The following is a 25,627-nucleotide window of genomic DNA, read 5'->3' on the forward strand; positions in this document are numbered from 1 at the left end:
CTTTCAGCTGGTCGGGTGAAGTGATCGGTGACGCAGCCATCTGGTTAAAGTTAATTATTTGAAATTCAGGGTGTTTACTTATGATTGACCATCTGGATCACTTGGTGCTCACAACCACTGATGAACAAGCTTGTACTGATTTCTATGTTGGCCTTTTAGGCATGACCCTGGAAACTTTCGGTGAAGGGAGAAAAGCATTCAAGTTCGGCAATCAGAAAATTAATGTGCACGTAAAGGGCAAGGAATTTGAGCCGAAAGCACATTTACCCGTGCCGGGTGCTTTGGATCTATGCTTCATTGCGTCGCGCCCGCTCGATGAAATTATTGCTCACATCAAGAGCAAGGGTGTTGAGATTATTGAAGGACCTGTGCGGCGAACGGGCGCTTGCTTTCCAATTCGCTCCATCTATCTGCGCGATCCTGATCTCAATCTCATAGAGATTTCTGAACGAGAAGATGAGTAACGGTTTGCGAGAGATGATGGCATCATGAGTTCAAGGATACAGGGCAATAGAGCCTGCATTACAACTGAAAACCCTAATATCAGCCGTATGCTGGAAGAGGGTCAGAAGTGCCCTCTAATGCGCGTGCTCACCCAGATAGCACGGGCAATCCCCCTCTCGGTTATTTTCGCCTTAACGATCCCTTATGTATCTGCCCATGAAAGAGTTGATTTTATTAAGCAAGATCAATTCACGGCTGAAAAGGTAGACGGCATACTTCGCAGCAAGGCTCTATCGAGACACTCGACCAGTCATGGAGATGTGATCGCAAGCGTGTCATCTGCTTTTCTGGCAACACCATATCAGGCCAACAGGCTTATCGGCTCCTCATCTACTACCGAAGTTCTCGTTGCTGACCTTAGTGAGGTGGATTGCCTCACCCTCATTGACTATGTCGAAGCCTTGACCAGATCCAGTGACGAGAAGACTTTCATAAAAAATCTTGTCAGAACGCGGTATGTCGACGGACGAGTAGACTATCGTAGCAGAAAGCATTTCTTTTCTGATTGGTATGCCGCCACACCCGCAAATGCCAGCGATGTGACAAAGGAAATCAGTCACTCCTACATCACCGCGGAAAAGGAACTGAACAGCAAACCCGATGGGGGCGAGTATGTGCCAGGGCTTGGCATTACTCACAGGGAAATCAATTACATACCCACACATGCAATAAACCAAACGGTAATTAATAGACTAGAGACAGGTGATTACATCGGTATTTATTCACCAAGCGTTGGCCTTGACGTATCTCACGTTGGAATAGTTATTAAAAATGAGCAAGGCGTTTGGTTCAGAAATGCGTCATCAAAAGCGGAGAATATGCGAGTAGTTGATTCGCCGTTCATGGAGTACGTTGCTTCGACACCAGGTATTGTTGTGCTTAGGGCGGAGTAGCCAGAAGAGACGACTGGACGAGTGAACCACGGAACCTTCTGCGTTAGAGACACTCGTCAAAGAGGCGTGATCTTGTAAGCACAGCGCCTGGCGTTGGAGATGATGTGTTCGATACGCTCTACGCGTGCCCGCAAGACTTGCTCGAACACCATTAGTTCTGCTCGACAGAAGCCCTGGCATGCAGTGGCCGCTGCGCAGATCGGGCAATGGTTTTCAATGAACAGCAAGGTGCCGTCGTCCAGCTCCTCATACTCGGCCATGTAACCCTCTCGCGAACGCAGCTGCGCCAAGCGCTTCACCCGCTCCTTCAGATCATGAGCATCGCTCATTTCGTGCAAATACCACTCTCGGCTTTTCTGCTCACGCATATCGATCAAGCGGTCGATCGCCTGTTCACCAAATGCTTGGCGCACCGTATCCAGCAACTGGATCGTCAGCTCCGAATGTGTATCTGGAAAGCGGCTATGACCCGCCTCCGTCAGCTTCCAGAATTGGCTGGGGCGGCCAACGCCTCTGGCTTGCGTGTACGCCTCCACCAGCCCCGATGAGGCCAGCTTGTTGAACTGCTGACGTGCGGCCTCAGCCGTCATGCTCAGAACTCTTCCCGCGTCTGCCGCTTGTTGCGGGCCGCGTGTCTTGAGCAGGTGGAGTAGGCGATCAGTTGTTGAGGATGCAGCTTCAGCGCAATTTTCCAAGCGTGTTCTTGACAAATTAATGGTGCCTCCATAATATTCAAAGCATTACCTTGTTTTATTAATGTAGCGTATGCGCCTTTGCCTGGCAATGAATAGCGTGGGCTTTCGGCTACCCAAAGCTTGGCTGTAGGTAGGGCTTTTCGTCTCCAACCAGTATTTGTCGAGTTCGATTGTCCTGCCGGGACTGTGGCATTGCTTCGCCGTTGCTCACCGTTAACGCGGTGCGTGGCGGTGCCAGGCTGGAGATCAAGGAGCCCAACAATCCTGCGTTTTTCCGCGACCCTTCATCTGGTGATGTTCGGTCGCTTTTCTATAGACCTTGGAGGCCACTATGAAACACGAACTTCCCCCGTTGCCCTACGCCAAATCGGCCCTGGCGCCTCACATGAGTGAAGAAACCTTAGATTTCCACTACGGCAAGCATCACCAGACCTATGTCAACAACCTTAATGCCTTGGTGCAGGGTACAGAGCTAGAAGGTCAAGGCCTCGAAGACATCATTCGCCGCTCCAGTGGCGGGATTTTCAATAACGCGGCTCAGATTTGGAACCACACGTTCTTTTGGCACAGCATGAAGCCACAGGGTGGCGGCCGGCCAGAAGGAGCATTGGCACAGGCAATTGCCGAACGCTGGGGCGATCATGGCGAATTCGAGAAAGCCTTTACCAAGAGCGCTACTGGCAACTTCGGTTCTGGTTGGACGTGGCTAGTCAAGAAGCCTGATGGCAGGCTGGACATCACAAACACCAGCAATGCATTCACCCCGATCACTTCAGACGACGTGCCTTTACTGACGCTGGACGTATGGGAGCATGCCTATTACATCGACCACCGCAATGCCAGACCCAAGTTCATAGAGACGTTCCTCAAGCACTTGGTCAACTGGGACTTCGCCTCGGCCAACTTCTGTTCATGACTACCCCAATGGCGGTTAGGGTTCAGCCTACCGGATCGCCCCATAGGGAATGAAGGTGATGCCGCCCGGGTCGACGCTGGCTGTGTACGGTGTCGACCAGGCTTCTTAGCGCCTGGGCCCGGACGCAACAGCCGGCCGCCATGTCCATCTCTAACTCGGCTGAGACCTTCATCGAAGCATTGGGCTCTCCGCCGCCCCATCTCCTCGCACTATCTACGATAGGTAACGTGGGAACCTTGCCGGGTGGGGAATTGACTCTCCAATCGGAGCCGAGAGGCCCGCACTCCCTGCATACCACTCCATCAATTGACACTCCAACCAGCGGCGTATGCTGCTCTTGGCGTACACGGTACCAAACGGGAAAATGTTCGGACTAAACAGGCGGATCAATGCTGATTTGGCTCTGCGCTTCTAGGTTTTTCTCGGTGGCCGTCATCAGATCCGCAGCACTACATTTCAGCGCCTTGGATATCTTGAGAATAATCGCCAAGGTGGGCATATGTTCACCTCGCTCGATCTTTCCCATGTGCGAACGTTCTATGTTCGCCAATTGAGCCAGCGTTTCCTGGGCGATGCCCTGGTAGTGCCGAGCGGCACGGACGGCTTGACCAAACGCGCGGGCGGGCTCTGCTTCGTATGTCGTTGCGCCTGTAGGGCGACCTCTTTGGATAGTACGCTTCTGCATCAGCAGAAGCCTGAAATACAAGTCCGCCTTAAACCACGTTAAATTTAACTCATCCTGCTATATTAATGCGTTGCCTGGATGACGACTTTTCCGACGAGACGAGAACTTGTCCAGGTTTGGACCCTTGCGACAGCGAGGCCGTAGCAGAACGTACCTACCTTGAGATGGTGGCCTTTGGGCATGCCTCAAGACACGGGCGCTTGCGCGGCGCGCCCTGACTCACCGCCAGCTGATTCATCAGTCAATCCAGCTTTTACAGAAGGCGTCAGCCTCTCTACAGACACGGAGCGCAACATGCTCGCCAACAGTGAACACCGTCCTTTGCGGATCGCCTTGTCGTTCGGGGCATTCCATGCGCGATTAGCAACGCTCCTTGCACGCCAGCGAGTTGAAGAGCCGGAAACCTCTCTTACGTTCACTGAAGTTTTCTCGACGGAGCAATGCACAGGCTTGATGGACAGTCGCTATGACTTGGGATTTAGTCTTGAGGCAGGATCGGGACACGGCCTGAGCGTAGCGCCGCTATGGCATGACGAACTGGCAGTTGCCGTGCCTGTCCGCTCTCCGTTGTTGGCCTACCCGGCTATTCCTTTGCCTGTTCTTGCAGAATACCCTTTGGTGATGTGGCATCCTGAGGCTTGTGCCGCGATGCACCAACGTGTTGCGACCGTGCTCGCCACGGCCGCAGTCACGCCGCAGATCGAGGCTCATGCCAGAAGTTTTTCTTTCATGACAGCTTTGGTCGCGGCCGGCTACGGCATCGGATTGGCCGCTCGCTCTTGGATTGATGCCGCGCGTTCAGCCGGTGTGGTGGCCAGGCCCTTTGCCGAAGGCACTGAGAGCCTGACCACCTATTTACTTAGCTCCCGAAGCCAAGCTTCATCTGAGACGCTTCGATTTATCGAACGTGCTTTGGCTAGCCAAGGCTCATCTGCACATCACTGAACTTCTTCAAACATCGGCACGCTGCTTACCAACTGCCGCACGCCTTGCCAAACATGTTCATGGACTTGGGACGAGTCAGTCGTCCTATCAATCATCGGTTCATGACGAGGCCTGATGGTTTGTAGTACCAGCCCTAGATTGGTCGGCGTGACCATGTCGATGGCCGCACGATCGTCTAAACCGGGATGGGGCTTCGTCAGCAGATGGTACAACTCCCACGAATCGGCCTCCGGGCATTGCTTCATTAGGGTTTGCGCCAGTTTTTGCTTGAGCGGCACCAGTTGCCAATCAGGAACGCGCTGCCCCCGATTGCCCAGACTGAGGGACAGTAGCTTGCCGGCCTTCAGTTCGCGATTGATCTGATCCTTGGACTTGCCTGCCAGCTTGGCAAACAAAGGAACAGGCAAGCTGCTTGAGTCTTCATAGATGGCAAGCATCGCTTCACGCTCGCGCTGAATTGCTGACACCTCGTCCTCTTGCTCTTTTGGCGCCTTCTGCAAGATTGGCACAGCAGGCAGGCGCTGGAAGGCTGCACTTTGACCAACCGAACTGACAACAATGGGCGCGTGACCAGACGAAGATGATGCGCTCATCGAAGGCGCAAGCGCAGCTCCGGGCAATACATCGTCATCGGCCAGGGTCGGCATACCTTCGATATGGATGTGGAGATGGGTACTGGCAGCTTCCACCTGGTTCTGTTCCAGAAGATCAAGGCGATCAGCCCAGTCCTGCATCATTTTGCGCCGAGGCTCCACGTACATGGCATGGTTGTAAGCTGCGCTGACCTGATTGGGATCGCTATGGGACAACTGCGCATCGACCCAAATTTTCAGATAGCCCACTTCGTTGAGGGCAGTGGAGATCGTTCCGCGGACGCCGTGCCCAGTCAGCACATCCTTGTATCCCATCCGGTTCAACGCATAGTTAAGAGTGTTCTCGCTGATTCGCTTTTTCAAGTCGCTGCGGTGAGCCAGCAGGTAGCGCTGAGCAGGCCGCACCTCCCTCAACAGGTGGCGGACGATTTCAATAGCCTGGACAGACAGTGGCACGATATAGGGAGGGATGTCTTGCGGGCGCTTGCCTTTCTTGCGCATATCTAACTGCAACTGCTTGACCACCTCGGGCGGAATGATCCACAGCCCCTGATCCAAATCGAACTGATCTGGGGTCGCCAGACGCAGTTCGCCAGTCCGCACCCCCGTCAACAGCAACAGACGGATGCCAAGTTGCGTTGTTAGCGCGCCACGATAGCCGCGCAGCTTCTGCAACAACTCAGGCAGTTCCGGCAGACGCAGGAAGGGATTGTGAACCACTGGGGGCTTGGGAACGGCCACAACATCCAGATCGGACGCAGGATTGACCTCCATCCTTTCGACTTTCACCAGCGCATAACGGAACAATTGGTTGAACCATGTCCGTACCTTTTCTGCAGTGGTAAATGCTCGGCGCTGCTCGATCTTGGCCAACACATCCAGCAGATCGGCACGACGGACATCGTAGATGGATAGCTTGCCCAGCGTAGGCAATACATCTTTACCAAAAATGCGTTGAATCTGAGAGAGCGTGCTCTGGCGTCCCTCTTTGAGTTCCAGTTTGCGATGCTCTACCCATTGCAGGAACACTGCCTTGAAGGTGTGTTCATCTGCCAGCCGCACAGCCTGACGTTTGTGCTTGCGATCGAGTTTTGGGTTGATGCCTTTGGCCAAAAGCGCGCGAGCCTGATCACGCAGTTCTCGGGCTTCGCGCAAGCCCACCTCGGGATAGGTGCCTAGGGACATGCGTTTTTGTTTGCCCGCCCAGCAGTAGCGGAAGTGCCAAGTGCGGCCACCTTGAGCCGTGACAGCGAGAGAGAGGCCGTCAATATCGCCTAGTGTATAGGCCTTGCCAGTTGCTTTGGCCTTGCGTGCAGCCATTTCGGAGAGTGCCATGGGTAGCTCCTAACTTGCAGAGTTAGGGCCAATCCTGGACTTGTTCACCGCTCGCACCCAGCAACAATGCGGAACCACTCACACCCGTATTTATGGACTAAATTATGGACTAAAAAGTCGTGGATACGAGTGGATTTCAGTGGACGTCACTGGAATGAAAAAAGGGCCTTTCGGCCCTGTTTTCAACGACTTACAGACGTCAGTGGATGTCTGCAGATCTTAAAATGGAGCGGGAAACGAGACTCGAACTCGCGACCCCGACCTTGGCAAGGTCGTGCTCTACCAACTGAGCTATTCCCGCATATGGCGTCCCCTAGGGGACTCGAACCCCTGTTACCGCCGTGAAAGGGCGGTGTCCTAGGCCACTAGACGAAGGGGACACACGTACAACATTCACTACCTAACGCGTTTCGCGATGTGCTTTACGCGTTAAGTGGCGCGCATTCTATGGATGGATTGAAAGGTCGTCAACCCCCAAGGATAAATTTATTAAAATCAATGACTTCGCCCTGCTTTCCAGGGCTGTGCAGGGATTCTGCCTGTCTGAGCCTTGGCGCCTATATTCTGACGCACGACAAGACGCTATAGTTCGTTCCAACAGATGATGGCAATGTGCATCCACCCATGGAACCTTTGCTTATATAGAAGCCTCTACCTGGACAACTGGTCGATCCGCGCTATCCGCCGGATGGCCCAGTCACTACACTCCACAGCAAACCCTATAAAGAGGTCACACCGGTGACACCACTCATGATCACCCTGCTGGTAATAGCCGGGATCGTAATACTGATCGCCATTGGCTACATGAACCATGTGGTGGAAAACAACAAACTGGAAAAGAAGCGCACCGAGATCGAACTTAACGATCGCCTGCGCCGCTGCGGTGAAATCACCGAAACGTTCCCAGGCCAGTTGATGACCCCGGCGCTCAAACTGTTGTTGACCCGCCTGGAGCTCAACGTCAACCAGCGTCTGCTCCACCTCAACAAGAGCAGCGCACCGCTCAAGACGCGTATCACCGAGTTGAATGCATTAATCGCCCAGGGCGAGTCAATCCCGGTGAACAACCCGCCGGCGCCGATCCAGACCGAAGCCAAGGCCAAGGATGTGCGCTTCCTGCTTGAGGCGCTGCACGGCCAGGTCACCCGCGCGGCCCAGGATGGCTTCCTGCCGACCAATGAGGCCAAGCACTGGATCAAGGAAATCCGTCACATTCTGGTGTTGCTGCACATCGAGTTCTTCAACAACCTCGGCCAGCATGCCTTGCAACAAGGCCAACCGGGTCAGGCGCGCCTGGCCTTCGAACGTGGCGTGCAATACCTGCGCAAACAACCGGAGCCGGTGATCTACAGCGCGCAGTTGCAACACTTGGAAGCGCAACTGGCCCGCGCCAACTCTACTGTGCTGACCAACAGCAAGCCCGCCGAAGACGAAGTCAACGAATTGACCGAAGGCCTCAAAGTCGTCGACGCCGATGCCGAGTGGAAAAAGAAAGTCATCTACGACTAAGACCTTGTAGTGAGCGGGCTTGCCCCGCGCTGGGGGGCGCAGCCGCCCTAAACCCAGGCGCCGCGGTGTGTCAGATAGACCGAGCGGTATGGTTTTAGGGCGGCTTCGCCCCCCAGCGCGGGGCAAGCCCGCTCACTACAACAATCCCGCCCCATCGGCACATGCCATCACTTTGCATCTATCCCCCCGCCCTCTTCTAGCGTAAAAAATGCCCCTCACTCCGTGAAGTCAGAGGCCTGCTATGCCTGTCGCCGTCATTGATGGACAACCGCTGCACTACATCGACCAGGGCACCGGCCCGGTCGTCCTGCTGGGGTCAAGTTACCTGTGGGGCCACGACATGTGGGCACCGCAGATCGAAGCCCTGTCGCACCAATACCGGGTGATCGTTCCCGAGTTGTGGGGCCATGGTGAATCGGGCCCCCTGCCTGCGCCAACCCGTTCCCTCGATGACCTGGCACGCCAGGCCCTGGCCCTGCTGGATCACCTGGATATCGAGCAGGCCAATCTGGTGGGCCTTTCGGTCGGCGGCATGTGGGGCGCACGCCTGGCGTTGCTGGCGCCGCAACGCATCAACAGCCTGGTGCTGATGGACACCTACCTCGGTGCCGAGCCCGAGGCTACCCGCCAGTATTACTTCTCGCTGTTCAAGATGATCGAGGACGCCGGCGCCATCCCCGAGCCGCTGCTGGATGTGATCGCACCGATTTTCTTCCGCCCGGGCATCGACCGCGAATCTGCGCTGTACCAGGACTTTCGCGCGTCGCTACAGGCGTATTCCCGTGAGCGCCTGCTGGACAGCATCGTGCCCCTGGGCCGGTTGATCTTTAGCCGTGAAGACATTCTGGAACAGCTGCCACGCCTGGACGCCGACACCACCCAAGTGATGTGCGGCGAGCATGACAAACCCCGGCCACCCGCCGAAGCCGAGGAAATGGCCAAACTGATCGGCTGCAGCCTGATCCTGATCCCGGAAGCAGGCCATATCAGCGCGCGGGAAAACCCGGATTTCGTCAACGAAGCGCTGTTGACCTTCCTCGTCAACAACGCCTGACCGCCCTCGCCTTTGATCGCCGCTCTATGGCGATCAGAGGCGAAAGTGCCCCACCATGCCTTTCAATTCGGTGCCCAGTTGCGCCAACTGGATACTCGACGCGGCATTGCCCTGCATGCTCAACGCCGACTGGTCGGCGCTGGCACGAATGCTGGTCACGCTGCGATTGATCTCTTCGGCCACCGAACTTTGCTGCTCGGCGGCGGCGGCAATCTGCTGGTTCATCTGCTGGATCAACGACACGGCTACCGCGATGCTGCCCAAGGCGCTTTCAGTCTCCAGCACATCGCTCACGGCCAGCTTCACCAACTCACCACTCTCCTGAATCTGCTGCACCGAGGACTGCGCCGCGCTGCGCAGGGTGCTGACCAACCGCTCGATTTCTTCGGTGGACTGCTGAGTACGCTTGGCCAGTGCCCGCACTTCATCGGCCACCACCGCAAAGCCGCGGCCCTGCTCGCCGGCACGGGCCGCTTCGATGGCGGCGTTGAGCGCCAGTAAATTGGTCTGTTCGGCCACGCTCTTGATCACGCTCAACACCGTGCCGATATTCTGGATTTCCGCACTCAGGCTCTCGATGCTGGCACTGGCGCTGGTACTGGAGGTGGCCAGCAATTCAATGCGTTGCAAACTCTGGCGCACCACGTGTTGGCCGCTGTCGACCTTGTCGTCCGCCGTCTGCGCCGCCTGCGCGGCTTCTTCGGCATTTCGCGCCACGTCGTGCACGGTGGCGGTCATCTGGTTCATCGCCGTGGCAACCTGCTCGGTTTCTTCCTTCTGGCTGCTGACCTCGACATTGGTCTGCTCGGTGACGCTGGACAGCGAGTGCGCCGAACTGGCCAGTTGCTCGATACCCGCTTGCAGGCCACTGACCATATGGCTCAAGCCATTGCCCATTTGCTGCATGGCCTGCATCAACTGGCCGATCTCGTCGCGGCGGCTGACGTCCATGCGCCCACTCAAATCACCCGCCGCAATCTGCTGGGCGACGGCAATCACGCTGCGCAGCGGCGCGACGATCAATCGCGTGATCACCCAGGCCGCGACCAACCCCACCAACAGCGCCAGCGCCGACGAGCCGATGATCAACACGGTGCTTTTATTCAACTGAGCCTGCATCGACTGGTCTTCGGCGTCGTAGGCCTGGTTGACCCGACTGACCACCTGGGCCGCCCGATCATTCAGTTGTTTGTAAACCACCTTTTCCTGAGCCAGCAGGCCGGTGTACTCGCCGAGTTTCTCGCTGAACGCCGCGATATGCCCGGACACTTCATTGAGTACCGTCTGATAACCTGGGTCCTTGACCGAGGTTTTCAGTTGCTCGACCTGAGCCAAGGCCTGCTCGGCCTGTTCGATCTTGCCTTGCTCGGCGTCGTCCTCGCTCACCTTGCGGCTCTGGTCCAACCGCAGCCGCGCTTCGTTCATCGCTTGCAGCATCAAGCGCGACACCTGGCTGACTTGCCCGGCCTGCTCGATAAATTCGGCGCCCTCCTTGCCTTGGCTTTCCTTGAGGCCATAAGCGCCGTCGTCCGCCAGCCCGGCCTGCAACACGTCAAGGTTATTGGCCACGCTGGACACCGACCAACTGGCCATTTCCAGCGCCAGGTCCTTGGTCTGGGTCAGTTCGACAAACTCATCAAACGCCTTGCGATACGCCGCCAACGCCTGCTCGACGTCGGTCATCACCGGGACATTCGCGGCGGATTGGGATTTGAGGCTGGCTGCGAGGGCCGCCAAGGCATCAACACTTTCATGCAGCGCGTCGACAGCCTTGGGGTCGGCATGCAGCGCGTAGTCCTGCTCAATCAAACGAACCTTGAGCAAGCCGCTGTTGAGCGAAGACATGGCATTCAAGCCTTCAAAACGCTGACCCACCGATTGCAGGGACCCCACACCGATGACGGCCACCAGGGCCGTCAGCAGCAACACCAAGGCAAAGCCCGAGCCCAGTTTTTTTGCCATGCCCAGGCTGGCGAAACGTCGTTGCACGGACGAAATCATTGCACTTGAATCCTCTTGCACCGGGTTTCCAAGCTGCGAGATTCGCAATCCAGAGGCACTCAACACAAGACGCTGGCGCCGGAATAATGGCAAAAAGCTACATGCTCGTCGTTTTCAGAATGGTCGAGGTCGATCTGGCAGGGCCCATTTCCCGAAACAACGCCTGTGCACGCGGGTCGCTCGCATAGGCCACATTGATACGCAACCACTCACTGTGCTCACCACTCGGATAGAACAGCGAGCCTGGAGACAACAATACCCCCAGCCGTCGGGCGCAAGCCTGCAACCGCGAAAACTCCCCGCCACCCGGCCGCACCCACAGGAACATGCCGCCTGCGGGTACGGCAAACACCTCCCACTCTTCGTCTTCCAGCACCTGCAATGTGGCGGCCATTTCGGCGTTCAGCCGTTTGCGCAGGCGCTGCACCCACTTGCGATAGGTGCCATTGGCCAACAAGGACGCGACCACCGCCTCGGCAAACCGCGAGGTGCCGAAGCCGGTCAGCGTCTTTAAGTTGGCCAGTTGCGCGATGAGCGCTGCGCTGGCGCTGAGATACCCCACGCGCAGGGCACTGCTCAGGGTCTTGGAAAAGCTCGCGACATAAATCACCCGTTCATCGTGGGGCAAGGCCGAAAGCCGCGTGCAGCTGGCGTGCTGCAGATCGCCCAGCACGTCCTCCTCGATGATCAGGAAGTTCTCGCGATGCGCCAGCGCCAATAGGTCCTCGGCCACCCCTCGAGACAGGCTGGTGCCGGTGGGGTTGTGATAAAGGCTATGGATAAACAGGCATTTGGGGCGATGCTGGAGCAACAGGGCTTCGAGCGCCGCAATGTCCGGGCCGCCTCGCATACGTGGTACTGCAAGCACGCTGACGCCCTGGAACGCCAGTTGACGATAAAGGTTGCCGTACCCGGGTGTCTCCACCACCACGCAATCACCGGGCTTGAGCAGCGTGCGTATCAACAGGTCCTGGGCGTGACTGACGCCTGCCGTAGTAAGAATGCCGTCAACGCTGGCGGGAATGTGAAGCTGAGTCAGGCGCTTGAGCAATTGCTCGCGCAGCACGGGCAGGCCCAGCGGCGTGCTGTAGTTGAACAGGCCGGCGGTGTCGGTGCGTGTGACTTCACGAATGGCGTAGCTGATGTCATCACTTTCGCGCCAGGTATCCGGCAACCAGCCACAGCCCAGTTTCAGCTCGCCCAGCGGATTATCAGCAAAGGCGCCCCAGATCCGCTCCGCACCTTCATACCATTGGCCTTCATGCACAAGCGGCGGATGGGCCACCACAAAACCCGAGCCTTGCTTCGATGCCAGCACCCCCTGGGCGACCATCCGTTCAAATGCCTCGATCACATTGGACTGACTGAGCAGGTTGTCTTGGGCCAATTGTCGAATGGACGGCAGACGGGTGCCGGGGCTCGCCCCGCTGTTGCGAATCCACTGCGCTACCGCACTGACGATTTGCTGCACCACCGGTACAAGGGCTTGTCGATCGATCCCTAAATCCATGAGCCACTCACTTCAACTGTCTGTTATTCAACCCGAGGGAGTTAAGCACAGAAGCCTGAGAAAGCCGGCGGCAAAAATTTATTAAAGTATTGATTTTATTGAATTATTTACCTTGTGATACACATTCTGACAGGGCACTTTGCCAGCCCGGAAAAAACCTCACAGCACCCCAACCCTTTTCGAATGGGGTACGGCGCGAGGTCCTAGATAGCCGTGGCGCCACCATCCACCGCCAAGGCATGCCCGGTGGTAAATGCGGCGCCATCACTGCACAGATACAGCACCGCGCTGGCGATCTCTTCAACCTTGCCGATGCGCCCCACCGGGTGCATGGCGGCCGCGAAGTCCGCCTTGCGCGGGTCGGCTTCATAGGCGCGCCGGAACATATCGGTATCAATCACCGCCGGGCACACCGCGTTGACGCGGATGTTCTTCTTCGCATATTCGATGGCTGCCGACTTGGTCAGCCCGATCACCGCATGCTTGGACGCCGCGTAGATACTCATCTTCGGCGCCGCCCCCAACCCAGCCACCGACGCGGTGTTGACGATAGCACCGCCGCCCTGGGCCAACAGCAGCGGCAATTGGTGCTTCATGCACAGCCACACGCCCTTGACGTTGACGCCCATGATGGCGTCGAACTCGTCCAGGCTGCCATCCGCCAGCTTGCCCTTCTCGATCTCGATCCCGGCGTTGTTGAAGGCATAGTCCAGACGGCCGTATGCACCGAGGGTCTGGGCCATCAACTGCTGCACATCCGCCTCCTGGGTGACGTTGCAACGCACAAACAGCGCTTCGCCACCGGCCTGCCGGATCAGCGCCACGGTGCCCTCACCGCCCGCCACATCGAGGTCGGCGACGACGACCTTCAAGCCTTCGGCGGCGAATGCCAGCGCGGTGGCGCGGCCAATACCGGCGGCGGCGCCGGTTACCAGGGCGACCTGGCCGGAAAACGTCATGCTCATGGGAGGATGTCCTGTAGGAAAAATGACCGTGGCAGCAGTCTAGCCAACGCCATGAGAGCCACGTCAGCACTATCAGTTGCGCCTATCAACCTGCATTCGCAGGGGCGCCGGGCCTTGCCTCCCACGCGCTGAAGGTCTATCACTTCCCGTTCATTTCCAGAAGAGTCGCTGCCATGACTGCCCAGACCAACCGCCAATTCCTGCTCGCCAAACGCCCGGTCGGCGCGGCAACCCGGGACACCTTCACCTACCAGGAAGTGCCGGTGGGCACACCCCAGGATGGCCAGGTACTGGTGCGCAATGAATACCTGTCTCTGGACCCGGCGATGCGCGGCTGGATGAATGAGGGCAAGTCCTACATTCCGCCGGTCGGTATCGGTGAGGTTATGCGCGCACTGGGCGTAGGCAAGGTGATTGCGTCGAATAACCCGAAATTCGCCGTAGGGGACTACGTAAACGGTGCCCTGGGCGTGCAGGATTATTTCCTTGGCGAGCCGCGTGGGTTCTATAAGGTCGATCCAACACTGGCACCGCTGCCACGCTACTTGTCGGCCCTTGGCATGACCGGCATGACCGCCTACTTCGCCCTGCTGGATACGGGCGCACCCAAGGCCGGCGACACCGTGGTGATCTCCGGCGCGGCCGGTGCGGTAGGCAGCATTGCCGGGCAAATCGCCAAGATCAAAGGCTGCCGCGTGGTGGGCATCGCTGGCGGCGCCGACAAGTGCAAGTTTCTGGTGGATGAGCTGGGTTTTGACGCCGCTATCGACTACAAAAACGAGGACGTGCCGGCTGCGCTCAAGCGCGAGTGCCCCAAGGGCGTGGATGTGTATTTCGATAACGTCGGCGGGGATATTCTCGATGCCGTGCTCAACCGCCTGGCGTTGAAAGCACGGGTGGTAATTTGCGGGGCTATCAGCCAGTACAACAACAAGGAAGCCGTCAAAGGCCCGGCCAACTATTTGTCACTGCTGGTCAATCGCGCACGTATGGAAGGGTTTGTGGTGATGGATCACGCCGCGAACTTTGCGGCTGCCGGCCAGGAGATGGGCGGCTGGATGGCTCAGGGCAAGCTCAAGAGCAAAGAGGATATTGTGGAGGGGCTGGAGACGTTCCCCGAGACGTTGATGAAGCTGTTCAACGGGGAGAACTTTGGGAAGCTTGTATTGAAAGTCAACTGATGGCTTTGGAGATCTAAATGTGGGAGGGGGCTTGCCCCCGATAGCAGAGTGTCAGACAGCTCATCTGTAACTGATACACCGCAATCGGGGGCAAGCCCCCTCCCACATTTGGATCTTTGTTTGCCTTAGCGATCAGGCGATCTCGGCAACCACTGCCGCCAACGCCTTCGCCGGATCCGCCGCCTGGCTGATCGGACGGCCAATCACCAGGTAATCGGAACCTGCATCCAGTGCCTGACGTGGGGTCAGGATACGGCGCTGGTCATCCTGGGCGCTGCCCGCCGGACGAATTCCCGGTGTCACCAGTTGCAGCGACGGATGGGCGGTCTTCAGCGCCTGGGCTTCCAGCGCCGAGCACACCAGGCCATCAAGACCGGCCTTCTGCGCCAGGGCCGCCAGACGCAGCACTTGCTCCTGAGGCTCGATGTCCAGGCCAATACCGGCCAGGTCTTCGCGCTCCATGCTGGTCAGCACGGTCACACCGATCAACAGCGGTTTAGGGCCGCTGCGCTGTTCCAGCACCTCACGGCAGGCGGTCATCATGCGCAGGCCGCCGGAGCAGTGCACGTTGACCATCCACACACCCATTTCAGCGGCGGCTTTCACGGCCATGGCAGTGGTGTTGGGGATATCGTGGAATTTCAGGTCGAGGAATACTTCGAAGCCTTTGTCACGCAGGGTGCCGACGATTTCCGCCGCGCAGCTGGTGAACAGTTCCTTGCCGACCTTGACCCGGCAAAGCTTCGGGTCCAACTGGTCAGCCAGCTTCAGTGCGGCGTCACGAGTGGGGTAATCCAGGGCGACGATGATAGGAGTCTGGCAGACGGACATTGGGATGGGCTCTCAGGCAAGTCGAAATCGGCGCGGATTGTAGCGCAAGCGGCGCCGTTGCGGGATCCGATGATCGGTAAATACTGACCAGGTGCCATCGGACGGACATTTCAGCCAATTATTTCAAAGCTGATACATTCACGACATGCCCCCAACACGCCCCCCGGCTAGGCTCGCTCGCACGACCCACCGACCAGCACTACCAGCCATGGGGCTGGGCGCCTATGCTGACCGCAACAACCAGGCAGATGATCGCACTATGCATACTCCTTCCGTCCCTGTACACGAAGAGCCAAAAGGCGCGGTGATCGCCGATGACAAGCGCTGGAACACCCGCGCACTGATCGTCGACGACGATGTGCCGATTCGCGAGCTGCTGATCGACTACCTGGCGCGCTTCAATATCCTCGCCACCGGCGTGACCGACGGCGCCGCCATGCGCCTGGCCATGCAGGCCGAGACCTTTGACGTGGTGGTGCTCGACCTGATGCTGCCGGGCGAAGACGGCCTGTCGCTGTGCCGCTGGCTGCGTTCGGAATCGGACATCCCGATCCTGATGCTCACCGCCCGCTGCGAACCCACCGATCGCATCATCGGCCTGGAACTGGGGGCCGACGACTACATGTCCAAGCCCTTCGAGCCGCGTGAACTGGTGGCGCGTATCCAGACCATCCTGCGCCGTGTGCGCGATGACCGCACCGAACAGCGCGCCAATATCCGCTTCGACAACTGGCGCCTCAACAGCGTATTGCGCCAACTGGTGGCCGATGATGGCTTGGTGGTGCCGCTGTCCAACGCCGAATTCCGCCTGCTGTGGGTATTTATCGAACGCCCGCGCCGGGTGTTGAGTCGCGAACAACTGCTGGACGCTGCCCGAGGCCGCTCCATCGAAGCATTCGATCGCAGCATCGACCTGCTGGTGTCGCGCCTGCGCCAAAAACTCGGGGATGACCCCAAGGCACCGCAGTTGATCAAGACCGTACGTGGCGAAGGCTACCTGTTCGACGCCCGAGACATCGGCTGATGCGCGCCCCCTTCAACACGCTGTTCGGTCGGCTGTTCGGCGTGTTGCTGGTGGCGATCATCCTGGCCCATGTACTGGCCATCGCCTGGTTCCGGCATTACGGCCCACCGCCTCCGCCGCCGCCTCAAGAAACCTTTGTCGAGCAACCTGACGGCAGCATGAAGCCGCTGAACAAGGAGCATCATCGCCCCTGGTTTGGTGGCCCGGTGGTGCCGCTGACGTTCCAGTTCATCTCGCTGATCATTGCTGCGTGGTACGGCGCCAAACTGCTGAGCCGGCCGATCCAGCGCCTGAGCGACGCCGCCGAGCGCCTGAGTTTGGACCTCGACAGCCCGCCCCTGGAAGAAACCGGCCCCCGCGAGGCGCGCCAGGCGGCATCGACGTTCAACCTGATGCAGCGGCGTATCCGTGAGCAAGTCAGCCAACGGGCACGCATGCTGGGCGCGGTGTCCCATGACCTGCGCACCCCGCTGTCACGCCTCAAGCTGCGCCTGGAACAGATCGAGGACGCCAAGTTGCAGGGCCAGATGCGTCAGGACCTCAACGACATGATCGGCATGCTCGACGCCACCCTGAGCTACCTGCACGAACAGCGCACCAGCGAAACCCGGCATTGGCTGGATGTGCAGGCGCTGGTGGAGTCCATGAGCGAAAACGCCCAGGACCAAGGCTCGGATGTGCAATTCGCCGGCACTTGCGCACCCTTGCAGGTGCAGCCAATGGCCCTGCGCTCGTGCCTCAACAACCTGATCGACAACGCGCTGCGCTATGCCGGCACGGCGCGTATCGAATTGGAAGACAGCCGCGAGGCGCTGCTGATTCGGGTGATCGACCACGGGCCTGGCATTGCGGCGGACAAGCGCGAGGCGGTATTTGAGCCGTTTTATCGGCTGGAAGGCTCGCGCAACCGCAATTCCGGCGGGGTTGGATTGGGGATGACGATATCCAAAGAGGCGGTGGAGCGCCTGGGTGGGCGCTTGAGCCTGGAAGAAACCCCAGGCGGTGGGTTGACCGCGGTCTTGTGGTTGCCAAGGGCATAGGACACACACAGTTCTAAATGTGGGAGGGGGCTTGCCCCCTCCCACATCGACCGAGGCCATTCAGGTGTTTTCCCGACGGTTTTGGGCCTGGGTCGCACTCCAATCCATCAACAAGCTATACGCCACCGCCAACAACGTCGGGCCGATAAACAGGCCGATAAAACCAAACGCAATCAACCCGCCAAACACCCCCAGCAACACGATCACCAACGGCAGGTTGCCGCCACGGCTGATCAGGTACGGCTTGAGCACGTTGTCCACGCCACTGATGATGAACGTGCCCCATATGCCGAGGAACACCGCATAGGTGTAATCGCCCTTCCAGGCCAGCCACGCCGTGGCCGGGATCCACACCAGCGGAGGGCCCATGGGGATCAGGCTGAGCAGGAAGGTCACGATGCCCAACACCAGCGCGCCCGGCACGCCGGCGATCAGGAAGCCGATCAACGCCAACAGCGCCTGGGCTGCCGCCGTACCAATCACACCGTTGACCACCCGCTGCACGGTGCCTGCCACCAGTTCGATGTAGTAGCCGGCGCGTTCGCCGATCAAACGTTCCAGCAAACGGTGTACAAACGTCGCCAGGCGCGGCCCGTCACGATAGAAGAAGAACACGAACACCAGGCTCAGGGTCAGCTCCAGAATGCCGCCACCGATCTGTGCACTGCGCGCCAGCAGCCAGTTGCCGACCTGGCCAAAGTACGGCTTGAGCGTGACCATCAGCGCCGCGCCTTGCTGGTCGATGCTGTCCCACATGCCGACCAGGCGTTCACCGACAAACGGAATCGAGCCCAGCCAGGTTGGCGCCTCGGGCAAGCCGTCGACCTGGATATCCTTGATCAACGTGACGGCGTCACGCACATGGTCCGCCAGGTTGAACCCCATCCACACCAGCGGCGCCGCCACCAGCAGCATCCAGCACAAGGTCAGGATGCCGGCCGCCAAGGATTCGCGACCACCCAACCAACGGGTGAGCAGGCGCATCAGCGGCCAGCTGGCAAACGCCAGCACCGCGCCCCAGAACAGCGCCGACCAGAACGGCGCCATCACCCAGAAGCTGGCACCAAACAGCACCAGCAGCAGGATTTGCACCAGCAGGCGATCGTTATTGAGCATGGGGGTTCTCTAGAAGAAGACGGTAGGAAGAAGCTTAGGCGAACGGCGCGGGTCCGTTCGCCCTGTGACGCTTAGCGTATCAGATGCAGGTGCAGGCCCTTGGCATCGCCGGTGCCGGTCTCCATGCGCGCAGCACGTACGCCGCTGTCGATCAGGCCCTGGCGCCAGGCTTCGGCGGTCGGCCCGGTCAAACTCACTCGCAACGTTGCGTCAAGGTTCAGTCCGCGGGAAATCAGCGTCAGCCAGGTGTCATCCGGCTCACCGCCCAGCGTAGGAAAATCCAGCTCGCCGGTGCTTTTCAGCTCACGCAACAAGGTGGCCGAGGTTGGCAGCAGATCTCCCAACGGCGCGGTGGCGTCCAGTTGCTCGACATGCAGATAGGCGCGGCGGTTGCCACGGGTGATGCCGTAGAGCGCCAGCAGGGAGTTGTCCATGCGCAGGAGCAGGTATTCCTGCTGGCTGTCGGCACCTACCAACTTGGCGTTGCCAAACACCTCGTTGGCCCACAGGCTGCTTTCTCCGCAATCACGGGCCTTGCACCAGAACAACAGCTGCGCGCCCTTCTCCTGCAACGCTTCACGGGTGGCGGTAAACGCTGCGCTGGAGCTGTGCTCGGGCGGTAATTCATAAGTGATGGCAGTGGTCTGGCCCCGTGCGGTGGCCTGGCCTTCATAACGCAACTGGCCGCTGATCTTGCGGATCGCGCCCATGGGGTAGATGCGTTCTTTTTCTTCGGCGGGGCGGTAGTCGACAATCTGTGCGTCGACCTGGCGGGCCACGTTGGGCAGGTCCTGGCTACCCGGTGCGTCGGCGGCGAACACCAATGGGCTGAGCAGGCTCAACCCGAGGACACGGAGACATCCGTTACGCACGCTCATAGGATCAACGAGCTCTGGCCATGGGCGGTCGCAGCGATGTTGAGTTTATTCATGGTTGACTCCCTTTCAATCCGCCCAGCCTCGGCAGTTGACCGTCCCAAGTCAAGGCGCGGAGAAGAACCGATTGAAACAGTCTGCAACAAGGAGCGCGCCGGGCTCGTCATTCAGGTGCAAATGATGGCCGCCTGGCAACGTGGTCACCGTAAAGGGTAACTGGGAAAGCAATTCGGGATGTTTCGCCAACATGCCATCAGCCGCGACGACTAACTGCGTAGGGCAGCCCACACGCCGCACGAAAGCCATGGCCTGTTCGTCTGTCAGACGCATCGGCGAAGCCAGGGTCAAGCGGCTGTCGGTGCGCCAGGTATACCCGCCCGGCACCGGCATCAAGCCGCGCTGGGCCAGCAGTTCGGCGGCTTCACGGCTGACGGCCACCACGCCTTTCATCCGCGCTTCGACGGCGCGATCCAAGGTGCTGTAGACCGGTTTGCGCTTGTCTTGCAGGTTCAATTGGGCCTGCAAGGCCATGCCCAACCGCTCGGCGGCGTTCTCACCGGTGGCGGTGGGCGGGATCACGCCGTCGATCAAACCCAGGTGCGTCACCCGTTCCGGTAACGCACCCGCCAGCGTCAACGAGACGATGGCGCCGAGGGAATGACCAAGTAATGCAAAACGTTTCCAGCCCAGTTGTTCGGCGACTTGCAGCACATCAAACACGTAATCCCACAAGGCATACCCGGCGCCCACGGGACGGTGCGCCGAATGCCCATGCCCCGCCATGTCCAACGCCACGATGCGCAGGCCTTTGAGCTTCGGCGCCAGCCGCGCAAAGCTGTTGGCGTTGTCGAGCCAGCCATGCAGGGCGATCACCGGCACACCGTCCTCGGGGCCAAACAAATGGGCGGCCAGTTCGATATGGGGCAGGCTCAGGCGCACTTCTTCGACGGGCGTACTCATGCGCAATTGCGCTCGCGAGCCTGCCAGCGGGCGAACAGTTGCTTGATCAAGGTCGCGGTATCCTGGGGGCGTTCGAGGGGGAACATATGGCCGCCGGGCATGGTGAGCATCTCGCCCATGGGCAGGCGATCAACGCCACTGGCGTGGTGGCGCATCACTACGCGACTCTGGCGACCGCGCACCACCGCCAATGGGACTTTCAATTGACGCACCTGGCCAGGGCTGGTGTGGGGCACACCGCGGTAGATGCTGATTTCAGTAGCCGGGTCGAAGCGCAAGCGCAGGCGGTCGCCCACTTGTTGCAGGCCATGTTGCAGATATGCGTCGAAACATTCCGGGTCAAAACCACGAAACAGGGTCTTGCCGGCGAAGTAGCTGCGCGCGGTGTCCAAATCGTTGAATTCTTCACGACGGCCCAAGGTGCGACCGGCCGGCGTGAGGCGGTCAATAAAGCCCAAGCGCTTGGCCGCGCGGATCACCCAACGGTCGGCGCGGGTCAGCACCGGCGAATCGAGCATGACCACACCGCGATACAACTGCGGGCAACGCATGGCCGCATGCAGATGCAGCACGCCGCCCAGGGAATGGCCAACCCCCCACACGGGTTCCGGTTGCAGTTCCAGATGGTGGATCAACTCGTCCACCAGGTTCTGCCAGTTGTCATCCACCGGAAACCTCGGGTCGTGACCATGCTGGGGCAAATGCGCCACTGCATATTCCGGGGCCAGGGCGGCAAACAACTTGCCGTAGGTGGCCGAGGGAAAGCCATTGGCGTGGGCAAAAAACACGTGCTGCGACATACCGGTTCCATCTACAAAAACAGAGATCGATTGTCACCACCCTCGCGCACTACAGCAATGACTGTAACTGCCAGGAATGATGACACTCACGCCACGCCTATCGGGCCGGCGGTTTCTCACCCAACGGCACCACGGCCATGGTCAGGCGCGATACGCAACTGGCCTTGCCGTCATCGCTGGTCAAGCGGATGTCCCACACCTGGGTCGTACGGCCAATATGAATCGCCCGCGCCACCGCCGTCACCCGCCCGCTGCGCACACCGCGCAGGTGGTTGGCGTTGACCTCCAGGCCCACGCAATAGAATTTGCTGGGGTCGATGCACAGGTAAGCGGCCATGGAGCCGACGCTTTCCGCCAGCACCACCGACGCGCCGCCGTGCAGCAGGCCGTAAGGCTGATGGGTGCGATGATCGACCACCATACTGGCGGTCAGGGATTCCTCATCAAAGCTTTCAAAGCGAATGTCCAGCAGTTCACCGATGGTGTTTTTCTGGATCGCATTGAGTTGTTCGATATTCGGTTGGGTGCGCCACAGGCTCATGCCGTTGTCCTTTTTGGTTTTATGATGAGCCTAATCCTGCCACAGAACCGATTCGGAACGCTCGCTCCAAGTCTGAAAATGTGCGCCGTAAGTCGATTCGATCACGTTGCGCTTGATCTTCAAGGTCGGGGTCAGAAAGCCGTTTTCCACCGCCCAGCTGTCCTTGACCACCACCAGTTGGCGCAGGCGCTCATGCTTGTCCAGCGCCTGGTTGACCTGTTCCAGCCAGCGTTCAAGGCTGGCGCGAAGGCCTTGCCGGTCCTCGCCAACGGCCGATAACACACACAGGCCGATCGGCGCGGGTAGCCCATCGCCCACCACGCAGACCTGCTCGATGCGGGCATGTTCGGCCAGGCGATTTTCAATCGGCGCCGGGGCCACATATTTACCTTTGCTGGTCTTGAAGATTTCCTTGAGGCGTCCGGTCAGGCGCAGACGGCCTGCCGCGTCCTGCTCGCCCTTGTCACCGGTGCGCAGGAAGCCGTCGGCAGTCAGCGTTTCGGCGGTTTTCTGCGGGTCCTTGAAGTAACCGAGCATGGTCGCACCGCTGCGCACCTGCACTTCGCCTGCCGGGTCAATGCGCACTTCAACGCCGGGGCACGGCAAGCCGATCCAGCCGAGGGTCTGCTGGCCGGGGCGACACACATGGGAATAGCCGCAACTCTCGGTCATGCCGTACACCTCCAGCACATCCAGGCCCAGGCGCTGATACCAACGCAGCAAGGCCTCGGGCACCGGCGCCGCACCGGACAGCGCCACGCGCAATGCATCCAGCCCCAGCCCGGCCAGCACTTTATGGCCCACTCGTTTGCCAATAAACGGCAAACGCAGCAGCGTATCCAACCGTTTTTCCGGGATCTTCGCGTAAACGCCCATCTGGAATTTGGTCCAGATACGCGGCACGCCAAACAAAGCCGTCGGCCTGGCCCTGCGCAAGTCGGTAAGAAATGTATCCAGGCTTTCAGCGAAAAAGACCGTCTGCCCGGTATAGATCGCCGCCATTTCCACAAACATCCGCTCCGCCACGTGACACAACGGCAGGTACGACAGCAATCGGTCGCCCTCCCCCAGGCCAAATAATTCGCTGCCGTGGCTGGCGGCAAAGCCCAAGGCGCCAAAGCTGTGCATCACGCCTTTGGGCAGGCCGGTGGTGCCGGACGTGTAGATGATGGTGGCGAGGTCCGACGCGGCGGGCGCAGGGTCATCCTGGATCGGCGAACAGGCCAGCAGGTCGGCCCAGTTGAAATCGAACGCGCCCGCCGGGCACAACGGCAGGCTGATGGTCGGCACGCCCGCCGGCACGCCGGGCGCCATGGCGGGCCAGTCGTCGAGCTTGCCGATAAACACCAGCGCCGCCTCGGAGTGGGTCAGCACATGGGCGACGGAGTCGGCGGTCAGGTTGGGGTACAGCGGCACCGAGACATGCCCGGCCATCCAGATCGCCAGGTCGACGATGATCCAGTGGGCGCAATTCTTGGAAATCAGCGCAATGTGCGAGCCCTGGGGCAACTCCCGTGCGCGCAGCCAGTGCGCAGCACAACGAGCCTGGTGGCCCGCCTCGGCCCAGGTGAGGCGTTGCACCTCGCCCCCGCCCACGGGCTGCACCAGAAAGGTTTGGCGCGGATGTCGCGCTTCACGTTCGTAGAAGACCTGCAACGGCAAACGAAAAGCGACGGGCATGGGACGCGCTCCTTTGTGGTCCGATGATAGCCAACCAAGCACTTGCTTGGTTGACTATATAGCACACACAAAGCCGCGATAAAGCCTACGGATTCTTCACACTGACCAGGCTCATCAGCCCCGCCAGCGGAAAATCCCCTTCCAGTTCCGCCAGGCTGGCGGTATGCATCGGTTGCGGCTGGCGCAGATGGCCATGCTGCAAAAAGCTGATCAGGCTGCCCACCAGGGGCTGATGGCTGACCAGCAGCACATTGTCATCGGTGTCGAGTTGTTGCAGCACTTGCTGCGGATTACCCTCGGGCGTCAACCAAGGCACCGTACGGATTTCCGGCGCGAAACCCAGCGCATCACGCACCAACTGCGCCGTTTGCTGCGCCCGCACATACGGGCTGGCAATGATCGCGCTGATGGGTTGGCCGATCAGGTGCGCAGCACTGCGCAACACTTCGCCACGGCCATGTTCGGTGAGATTGCGCTCGGCATCCGTGCGGGCATGCCCTTCGGCCTCACCGTGGCGCAGTATCCACAGCTTCACAGTTTGGGCTCTTCATCACGTGCCGGGTGCGGCGCCGGCGGCACGCTGTGGGCGGCTTCGCCCTCGGGGGCACGGGGGGTTGGCCAATCGGCAAACGGCCAGGGCTTTTGTTCGGTGTGGAAGCTGCCAAAGCGGCCAATCTGTGCCAGGAATTGGCTGAGGCTGTCGCCAACGTTCATCAGGCCCAGGTTCGGCGCGCTGTAGACCAGGCGGTAGATCAGCTGGACGATCACCAAGGCGCCGAGGATGAACTGCGCCACCTGCCACACCAGGGCAAACACCAGCATCCACAAGATGCGCAGCACAATGGATTCGTACTTGGGGGCTGCTTTTGGATCGTTCATGACGCGTTCCTCAGTTGAAACCACTGGTGGAAATAAAGTCGACATCGGTTTTCGGCTCGGCGCGCATCAGTTGCTCGATGACCTGGTTCAAGGTGCGCCCTTCAAACAGAATCGCATGCAGCCCCGCCACCAACGGCATATACACGCCGACTTCCTGAGCCTTGGCCTTGAGCACCTTGAGGGTGTTGACCCCTTCGGCCACTTCGCCCAGGCGTGTGACGGCTTCTTCCAGGCTCAAACCTTGGCCCAGGGCGAAGCCGACCTGATAGTTGCGGCTTTTCGGCGACGAACAGGTGACGATCAAGTCGCCCACGCCCGCCAATCCGAGAAAGGTCATCGGATTAGCGCCCTGATTCACCGCAAACCGGGTCATTTCGGCCAGGGCGCGGGTGATCAGCATGCTCTTGGTGTTTTCGCCCATGTCCAGCGCCACCGCCATGCCGGCGATGATTGCGTAGACGTTTTTCAATGCACCGCCCAGCTCCACGCCAAAACGGTCGCTGCTGGCATACACGCGGAACGTACGGCCATGCAACACCGCCTGCACCCGTTCGCAGAGCGCTTCGTGCTCACTGGCGACCACGGTGGCGGTCAATGCATGTTCGGCGATTTCCCGCGCCAGGTTCGGCCCGGACAACACGCCAATGCGTGCCTGCGGGGCGATCTCTTCAAGGATTTCGCTCATCAGCTTGAACGTCTGTGCCTCGATGCCCTTGGTCAGGCTGACCAACAGCTTGCCCGCGAGCAACTCGGCGTGGGGCGCCAGCACCGAACGCAGCGCGCTGGAAGGCAGCGCGACGAAGCACAGGTCGCAGGCGGTGAGCGTGGCCAGCAGGTCCGTCACCGGTTCGACCGCCGGATGAACCTTGATGCCTTTGAGGTAACGCGGGTTTTCCCGGTGCACCCGAATGGCTTCGGCTTGCTCGGGATCGCGCATCCACTGGCGCACTGGATGGCCGTTTTCGGCCAGCAGGTTAGCCACGGCGGTACCAAAACTTCCGCCTCCCAGGACCGCAATAGGGCGCTGTTCAGTCATATGCAATCCGTTAATCCATACCAGTGGCGATGGCGGCATTATACGGGGCGACCCGCTTG

At 59.5% G+C, this 25,627-nt stretch carries 25 protein-coding genes, 2 tRNA genes and 1 pseudogene; 9 read left to right on the forward strand and 19 right to left on the reverse strand.

The genetic code is table 11. The features are described from left to right. Positions 1-80 precede the first annotated feature (80 nt). On the forward strand, positions 81-464 hold the full coding sequence (locus DYL61_RS04360) for a VOC family protein (RefSeq protein ID WP_135307345.1): 384 nt from the start codon (positions 81-83) through the stop codon (positions 462-464). Between the two features lie 117 nt (positions 465-581). Next, complete coding sequence (locus DYL61_RS04365; protein WP_135307346.1) at positions 582-1,397, forward strand: DUF1460 domain-containing protein; 816 nt, start codon at positions 582-584, stop codon at positions 1,395-1,397. A 56-nt stretch (positions 1,398-1,453) separates the two neighbouring features. Here DYL61_RS04365 and DYL61_RS04370 read toward each other — a convergent pair whose 3' ends face one another. Beyond that, positions 1,454-1,987 (reverse strand): helix-turn-helix transcriptional regulator, encoded by a 534-nt coding sequence (locus DYL61_RS04370; protein ID WP_228392664.1) that lies wholly within the window; start codon positions 1,985-1,987, stop codon positions 1,454-1,456. Positions 1,988-2,423: 436 nt separating this feature from the next. Here DYL61_RS04370 and DYL61_RS04375 point away from each other — a divergent pair, with 436 nt between their 5' ends. Then, positions 2,424-3,008: a superoxide dismutase gene (locus tag DYL61_RS04375; RefSeq protein ID WP_135307348.1), complete on the forward strand. Its 585-nt coding sequence runs from the start codon at positions 2,424-2,426 to the stop codon at positions 3,006-3,008. A gap of 373 nt (positions 3,009-3,381) precedes the next feature. Here the strand turns inward: DYL61_RS04375 and DYL61_RS04380 are convergent, their stop codons facing one another. Further along, on the reverse strand, positions 3,382-3,693 hold the full coding sequence (locus DYL61_RS04380) for a helix-turn-helix domain-containing protein (protein ID WP_135307349.1): 312 nt from the start codon (positions 3,691-3,693) through the stop codon (positions 3,382-3,384). Between the two features lie 294 nt (positions 3,694-3,987). Between DYL61_RS04380 and DYL61_RS04385 the strand changes: the two genes are divergently transcribed. Continuing rightward, on the forward strand, positions 3,988-4,638 hold the full coding sequence (locus tag DYL61_RS04385; RefSeq protein ID WP_167497936.1) for a LysR family substrate-binding domain-containing protein: 651 nt from the start codon (positions 3,988-3,990) through the stop codon (positions 4,636-4,638). On the opposite strand, the gene DYL61_RS04390 is transcribed toward DYL61_RS04385, so the two are convergent. From DYL61_RS04390 to DYL61_RS04400, 3 genes are all read right to left on the reverse strand, one after another. Then, positions 4,632-6,566 carry a tyrosine-type recombinase/integrase gene (locus DYL61_RS04390; protein WP_135307351.1) on the reverse strand — a complete coding sequence of 645 codons (1,935 nt, stop codon included), beginning with the start codon at positions 6,564-6,566 and terminating at the stop codon, positions 4,632-4,634. The two genes, DYL61_RS04385 and DYL61_RS04390, sit on opposite strands and share 7 nt — an antisense overlap. Before the next feature lie 225 nt (positions 6,567-6,791). Continuing rightward, positions 6,792-6,867 (reverse strand) — tRNA-Gly (locus DYL61_RS04395). A 3-nt stretch (positions 6,868-6,870) separates the two neighbouring features. Then, positions 6,871-6,946, reverse strand: a tRNA-Glu gene (locus DYL61_RS04400). A gap of 370 nt (positions 6,947-7,316) precedes the next feature. Between DYL61_RS04400 and DYL61_RS04405 the strand changes: the two genes are divergently transcribed. After that, positions 7,317-8,075, forward strand: coding sequence for a hypothetical protein (locus tag DYL61_RS04405; protein WP_135307352.1), 759 nt, complete (start codon positions 7,317-7,319; stop codon positions 8,073-8,075). Between the two features lie 241 nt (positions 8,076-8,316). Continuing rightward, positions 8,317-9,129 carry an alpha/beta fold hydrolase gene (locus DYL61_RS04410; protein ID WP_135307353.1) on the forward strand — a complete coding sequence of 271 codons (813 nt, stop codon included), beginning with the start codon at positions 8,317-8,319 and terminating at the stop codon, positions 9,127-9,129. 33 nt (positions 9,130-9,162) lie between these two features. Here DYL61_RS04410 and DYL61_RS31820 read toward each other — a convergent pair whose 3' ends face one another. The 4 genes and pseudogenes from DYL61_RS31820 to DYL61_RS04425 all read right to left on the reverse strand — a co-directional run bounded on the left by DYL61_RS31820 (position 9,163) and on the right by DYL61_RS04425 (position 13,605). Continuing rightward, complete coding sequence (locus DYL61_RS31820) at positions 9,163-10,044, reverse strand: methyl-accepting chemotaxis protein (RefSeq protein ID WP_420825063.1); 882 nt, start codon at positions 10,042-10,044, stop codon at positions 9,163-9,165. Then, positions 10,024-11,130: pseudogene (locus DYL61_RS31825) on the reverse strand (HAMP domain-containing protein); the annotation flags it as partial. The pseudogene DYL61_RS31825 and the gene DYL61_RS31820, both read right to left, overlap by 21 nt. Positions 11,131-11,227: 97 nt before the next feature. Then, a complete protein-coding gene (locus tag DYL61_RS04420; protein WP_135307355.1) occupies positions 11,228-12,640 on the reverse strand; it encodes an aminotransferase-like domain-containing protein in 1,413 nt (470 codons plus the stop codon). Positions 12,641-12,843: 203 nt separating this feature from the next. Then, a complete protein-coding gene (locus DYL61_RS04425; protein WP_135307356.1) occupies positions 12,844-13,605 on the reverse strand; it encodes an SDR family oxidoreductase in 762 nt (253 codons plus the stop codon). A 173-nt stretch (positions 13,606-13,778) separates the two neighbouring features. Between DYL61_RS04425 and DYL61_RS04430 the strand changes: the two genes are divergently transcribed. Further along, the gene (locus DYL61_RS04430) at positions 13,779-14,786 is read left to right on the forward strand and encodes an NADP-dependent oxidoreductase (protein WP_135307357.1); all 1,008 of its coding nucleotides are present in this window, start codon (positions 13,779-13,781) and stop codon (positions 14,784-14,786) included. A gap of 132 nt (positions 14,787-14,918) precedes the next feature. Here the strand turns inward: DYL61_RS04430 and pyrF are convergent, their stop codons facing one another. Further along, on the reverse strand, positions 14,919-15,617 hold the full coding sequence (gene pyrF, locus DYL61_RS04435; RefSeq protein ID WP_017734306.1) for an orotidine-5'-phosphate decarboxylase: 699 nt from the start codon (positions 15,615-15,617) through the stop codon (positions 14,919-14,921). A 259-nt stretch (positions 15,618-15,876) separates the two neighbouring features. Between pyrF and DYL61_RS04440 the strand changes: the two genes are divergently transcribed. Both DYL61_RS04440 and DYL61_RS04445 read left to right on the forward strand, forming a co-directional pair. Next, positions 15,877-16,641, forward strand: coding sequence for a response regulator (locus DYL61_RS04440; protein WP_105699928.1), 765 nt, complete (start codon positions 15,877-15,879; stop codon positions 16,639-16,641). Continuing rightward, positions 16,641-17,681, forward strand: a complete 1,041-nt coding sequence (locus tag DYL61_RS04445; protein WP_135307358.1) for a sensor histidine kinase — start codon at positions 16,641-16,643, stop codon at positions 17,679-17,681. The genes DYL61_RS04440 and DYL61_RS04445 overlap by 1 nt, the downstream gene beginning before the upstream one ends. A 60-nt stretch (positions 17,682-17,741) precedes the next feature. Here the strand turns inward: DYL61_RS04445 and DYL61_RS04450 are convergent, their stop codons facing one another. The 9 genes from DYL61_RS04450 to DYL61_RS04490 all read right to left on the reverse strand — a co-directional run bounded on the left by DYL61_RS04450 (position 17,742) and on the right by DYL61_RS04490 (position 25,568). Next, positions 17,742-18,797 (reverse strand): AI-2E family transporter, encoded by a 1,056-nt coding sequence (locus DYL61_RS04450; RefSeq protein ID WP_135307359.1) that lies wholly within the window; start codon positions 18,795-18,797, stop codon positions 17,742-17,744. 71 nt (positions 18,798-18,868) lie between these two features. Further along, positions 18,869-19,675 carry a DUF4892 domain-containing protein gene (locus DYL61_RS04455; RefSeq protein ID WP_135307360.1) on the reverse strand — a complete coding sequence of 269 codons (807 nt, stop codon included), beginning with the start codon at positions 19,673-19,675 and terminating at the stop codon, positions 18,869-18,871. A 102-nt stretch (positions 19,676-19,777) separates the two neighbouring features. Then, positions 19,778-20,632, reverse strand: a complete 855-nt coding sequence (locus DYL61_RS04460; protein ID WP_135307361.1) for an alpha/beta hydrolase — start codon at positions 20,630-20,632, stop codon at positions 19,778-19,780. Continuing rightward, on the reverse strand, positions 20,629-21,432 hold the full coding sequence (locus DYL61_RS04465) for an alpha/beta fold hydrolase (RefSeq protein ID WP_135307362.1): 804 nt from the start codon (positions 21,430-21,432) through the stop codon (positions 20,629-20,631). Before DYL61_RS04465 ends, DYL61_RS04460 begins: the two co-directional genes overlap by 4 nt. Positions 21,433-21,529: 97 nt before the next feature. Then, entirely contained in the window at positions 21,530-21,973 is a 444-nt protein-coding gene (locus DYL61_RS04470; protein WP_135307363.1) for a hotdog fold thioesterase, read from the reverse strand. Positions 21,974-22,003: 30 nt separating this feature from the next. Then, complete coding sequence (locus DYL61_RS04475) at positions 22,004-23,653, reverse strand: AMP-binding protein (protein WP_135307364.1); 1,650 nt, start codon at positions 23,651-23,653, stop codon at positions 22,004-22,006. A gap of 85 nt (positions 23,654-23,738) precedes the next feature. After that, positions 23,739-24,188, reverse strand: a complete 450-nt coding sequence (sixA, locus tag DYL61_RS04480) for a phosphohistidine phosphatase SixA (RefSeq protein ID WP_135307365.1) — start codon at positions 24,186-24,188, stop codon at positions 23,739-23,741. After that, the gene (locus tag DYL61_RS04485; protein ID WP_135307366.1) at positions 24,185-24,532 is read right to left on the reverse strand and encodes a DUF4389 domain-containing protein; all 348 of its coding nucleotides are present in this window, start codon (positions 24,530-24,532) and stop codon (positions 24,185-24,187) included. Before DYL61_RS04485 ends, sixA begins: the two co-directional genes overlap by 4 nt. 10 nt (positions 24,533-24,542) lie before the next feature. Continuing rightward, positions 24,543-25,568 carry an NAD(P)H-dependent glycerol-3-phosphate dehydrogenase gene (locus tag DYL61_RS04490; RefSeq protein ID WP_105699918.1) on the reverse strand — a complete coding sequence of 342 codons (1,026 nt, stop codon included), beginning with the start codon at positions 25,566-25,568 and terminating at the stop codon, positions 24,543-24,545. Between the last annotated feature and the right edge of the window lie 59 nt (positions 25,569-25,627).

Source organism: Pseudomonas nabeulensis (genome assembly GCF_004682045.1).
Taxonomy (GTDB): Bacteria; Pseudomonadota; Gammaproteobacteria; order Pseudomonadales; family Pseudomonadaceae; genus Aquipseudomonas; species Aquipseudomonas nabeulensis.

Excerpts from the sequence above, each read along its gene's own strand:
- DYL61_RS04460 (WP_135307361.1), bottom strand. The coding sequence starts at position 20,632 with ATGAGTACGCCCGTCGAAGAAGTGCGCCTGAGCCTGCCCCATATCGAA.
- DYL61_RS04445 (WP_135307358.1), top strand. The coding sequence starts at position 16,641 with ATGCGCGCCCCCTTCAACACGCTGTTCGGTCGGCTGTTCGGCGTGTTG.
- DYL61_RS04405 (WP_135307352.1), top strand. The coding sequence starts at position 7,317 with ATGATCACCCTGCTGGTAATAGCCGGGATCGTAATACTGATCGCCATT.
- DYL61_RS04490 (WP_105699918.1), bottom strand. The coding sequence starts at position 25,568 with ATGACTGAACAGCGCCCTATTGCGGTCCTGGGAGGCGGAAGTTTTGGT.
- DYL61_RS04385 (WP_167497936.1), top strand. The coding sequence starts at position 3,988 with ATGCTCGCCAACAGTGAACACCGTCCTTTGCGGATCGCCTTGTCGTTC.
- DYL61_RS04410 (WP_135307353.1), top strand. The coding sequence starts at position 8,317 with ATGCCTGTCGCCGTCATTGATGGACAACCGCTGCACTACATCGACCAG.
- DYL61_RS04475 (WP_135307364.1), bottom strand. The coding sequence starts at position 23,653 with ATGCCCGTCGCTTTTCGTTTGCCGTTGCAGGTCTTCTACGAACGTGAA.
- DYL61_RS04455 (WP_135307360.1), bottom strand. The coding sequence starts at position 19,675 with ATGAGCGTGCGTAACGGATGTCTCCGTGTCCTCGGGTTGAGCCTGCTC.
- DYL61_RS04450 (WP_135307359.1), bottom strand. The coding sequence starts at position 18,797 with ATGCTCAATAACGATCGCCTGCTGGTGCAAATCCTGCTGCTGGTGCTG.
- DYL61_RS31820 (WP_420825063.1), bottom strand. The coding sequence starts at position 10,044 with ATGCAGGCCATGCAGCAAATGGGCAATGGCTTGAGCCATATGGTCAGT.
- DYL61_RS04375 (WP_135307348.1), top strand. The coding sequence starts at position 2,424 with ATGAAACACGAACTTCCCCCGTTGCCCTACGCCAAATCGGCCCTGGCG.
- DYL61_RS04370 (WP_228392664.1), bottom strand. The coding sequence starts at position 1,987 with ATGACGGCTGAGGCCGCACGTCAGCAGTTCAACAAGCTGGCCTCATCG.
- DYL61_RS04485 (WP_135307366.1), bottom strand. The coding sequence starts at position 24,532 with ATGAACGATCCAAAAGCAGCCCCCAAGTACGAATCCATTGTGCTGCGC.
- pyrF (WP_017734306.1), bottom strand. The coding sequence starts at position 15,617 with ATGTCCGTCTGCCAGACTCCTATCATCGTCGCCCTGGATTACCCCACT.
- DYL61_RS04380 (WP_135307349.1), bottom strand. The coding sequence starts at position 3,693 with ATGCAGAAGCGTACTATCCAAAGAGGTCGCCCTACAGGCGCAACGACA.
- DYL61_RS04470 (WP_135307363.1), bottom strand. The coding sequence starts at position 21,973 with ATGAGCCTGTGGCGCACCCAACCGAATATCGAACAACTCAATGCGATC.
- DYL61_RS04365 (WP_135307346.1), top strand. The coding sequence starts at position 582 with ATGCGCGTGCTCACCCAGATAGCACGGGCAATCCCCCTCTCGGTTATT.
- DYL61_RS04440 (WP_105699928.1), top strand. The coding sequence starts at position 15,877 with ATGCATACTCCTTCCGTCCCTGTACACGAAGAGCCAAAAGGCGCGGTG.
- DYL61_RS04425 (WP_135307356.1), bottom strand. The coding sequence starts at position 13,605 with ATGAGCATGACGTTTTCCGGCCAGGTCGCCCTGGTAACCGGCGCCGCC.
- DYL61_RS04465 (WP_135307362.1), bottom strand. The coding sequence starts at position 21,432 with ATGTCGCAGCACGTGTTTTTTGCCCACGCCAATGGCTTTCCCTCGGCC.
- DYL61_RS04360 (WP_135307345.1), top strand. The coding sequence starts at position 81 with ATGATTGACCATCTGGATCACTTGGTGCTCACAACCACTGATGAACAA.
- DYL61_RS04390 (WP_135307351.1), bottom strand. The coding sequence starts at position 6,566 with ATGGCACTCTCCGAAATGGCTGCACGCAAGGCCAAAGCAACTGGCAAG.
- DYL61_RS04420 (WP_135307355.1), bottom strand. The coding sequence starts at position 12,640 with ATGGATTTAGGGATCGATCGACAAGCCCTTGTACCGGTGGTGCAGCAA.
- DYL61_RS04430 (WP_135307357.1), top strand. The coding sequence starts at position 13,779 with ATGACTGCCCAGACCAACCGCCAATTCCTGCTCGCCAAACGCCCGGTC.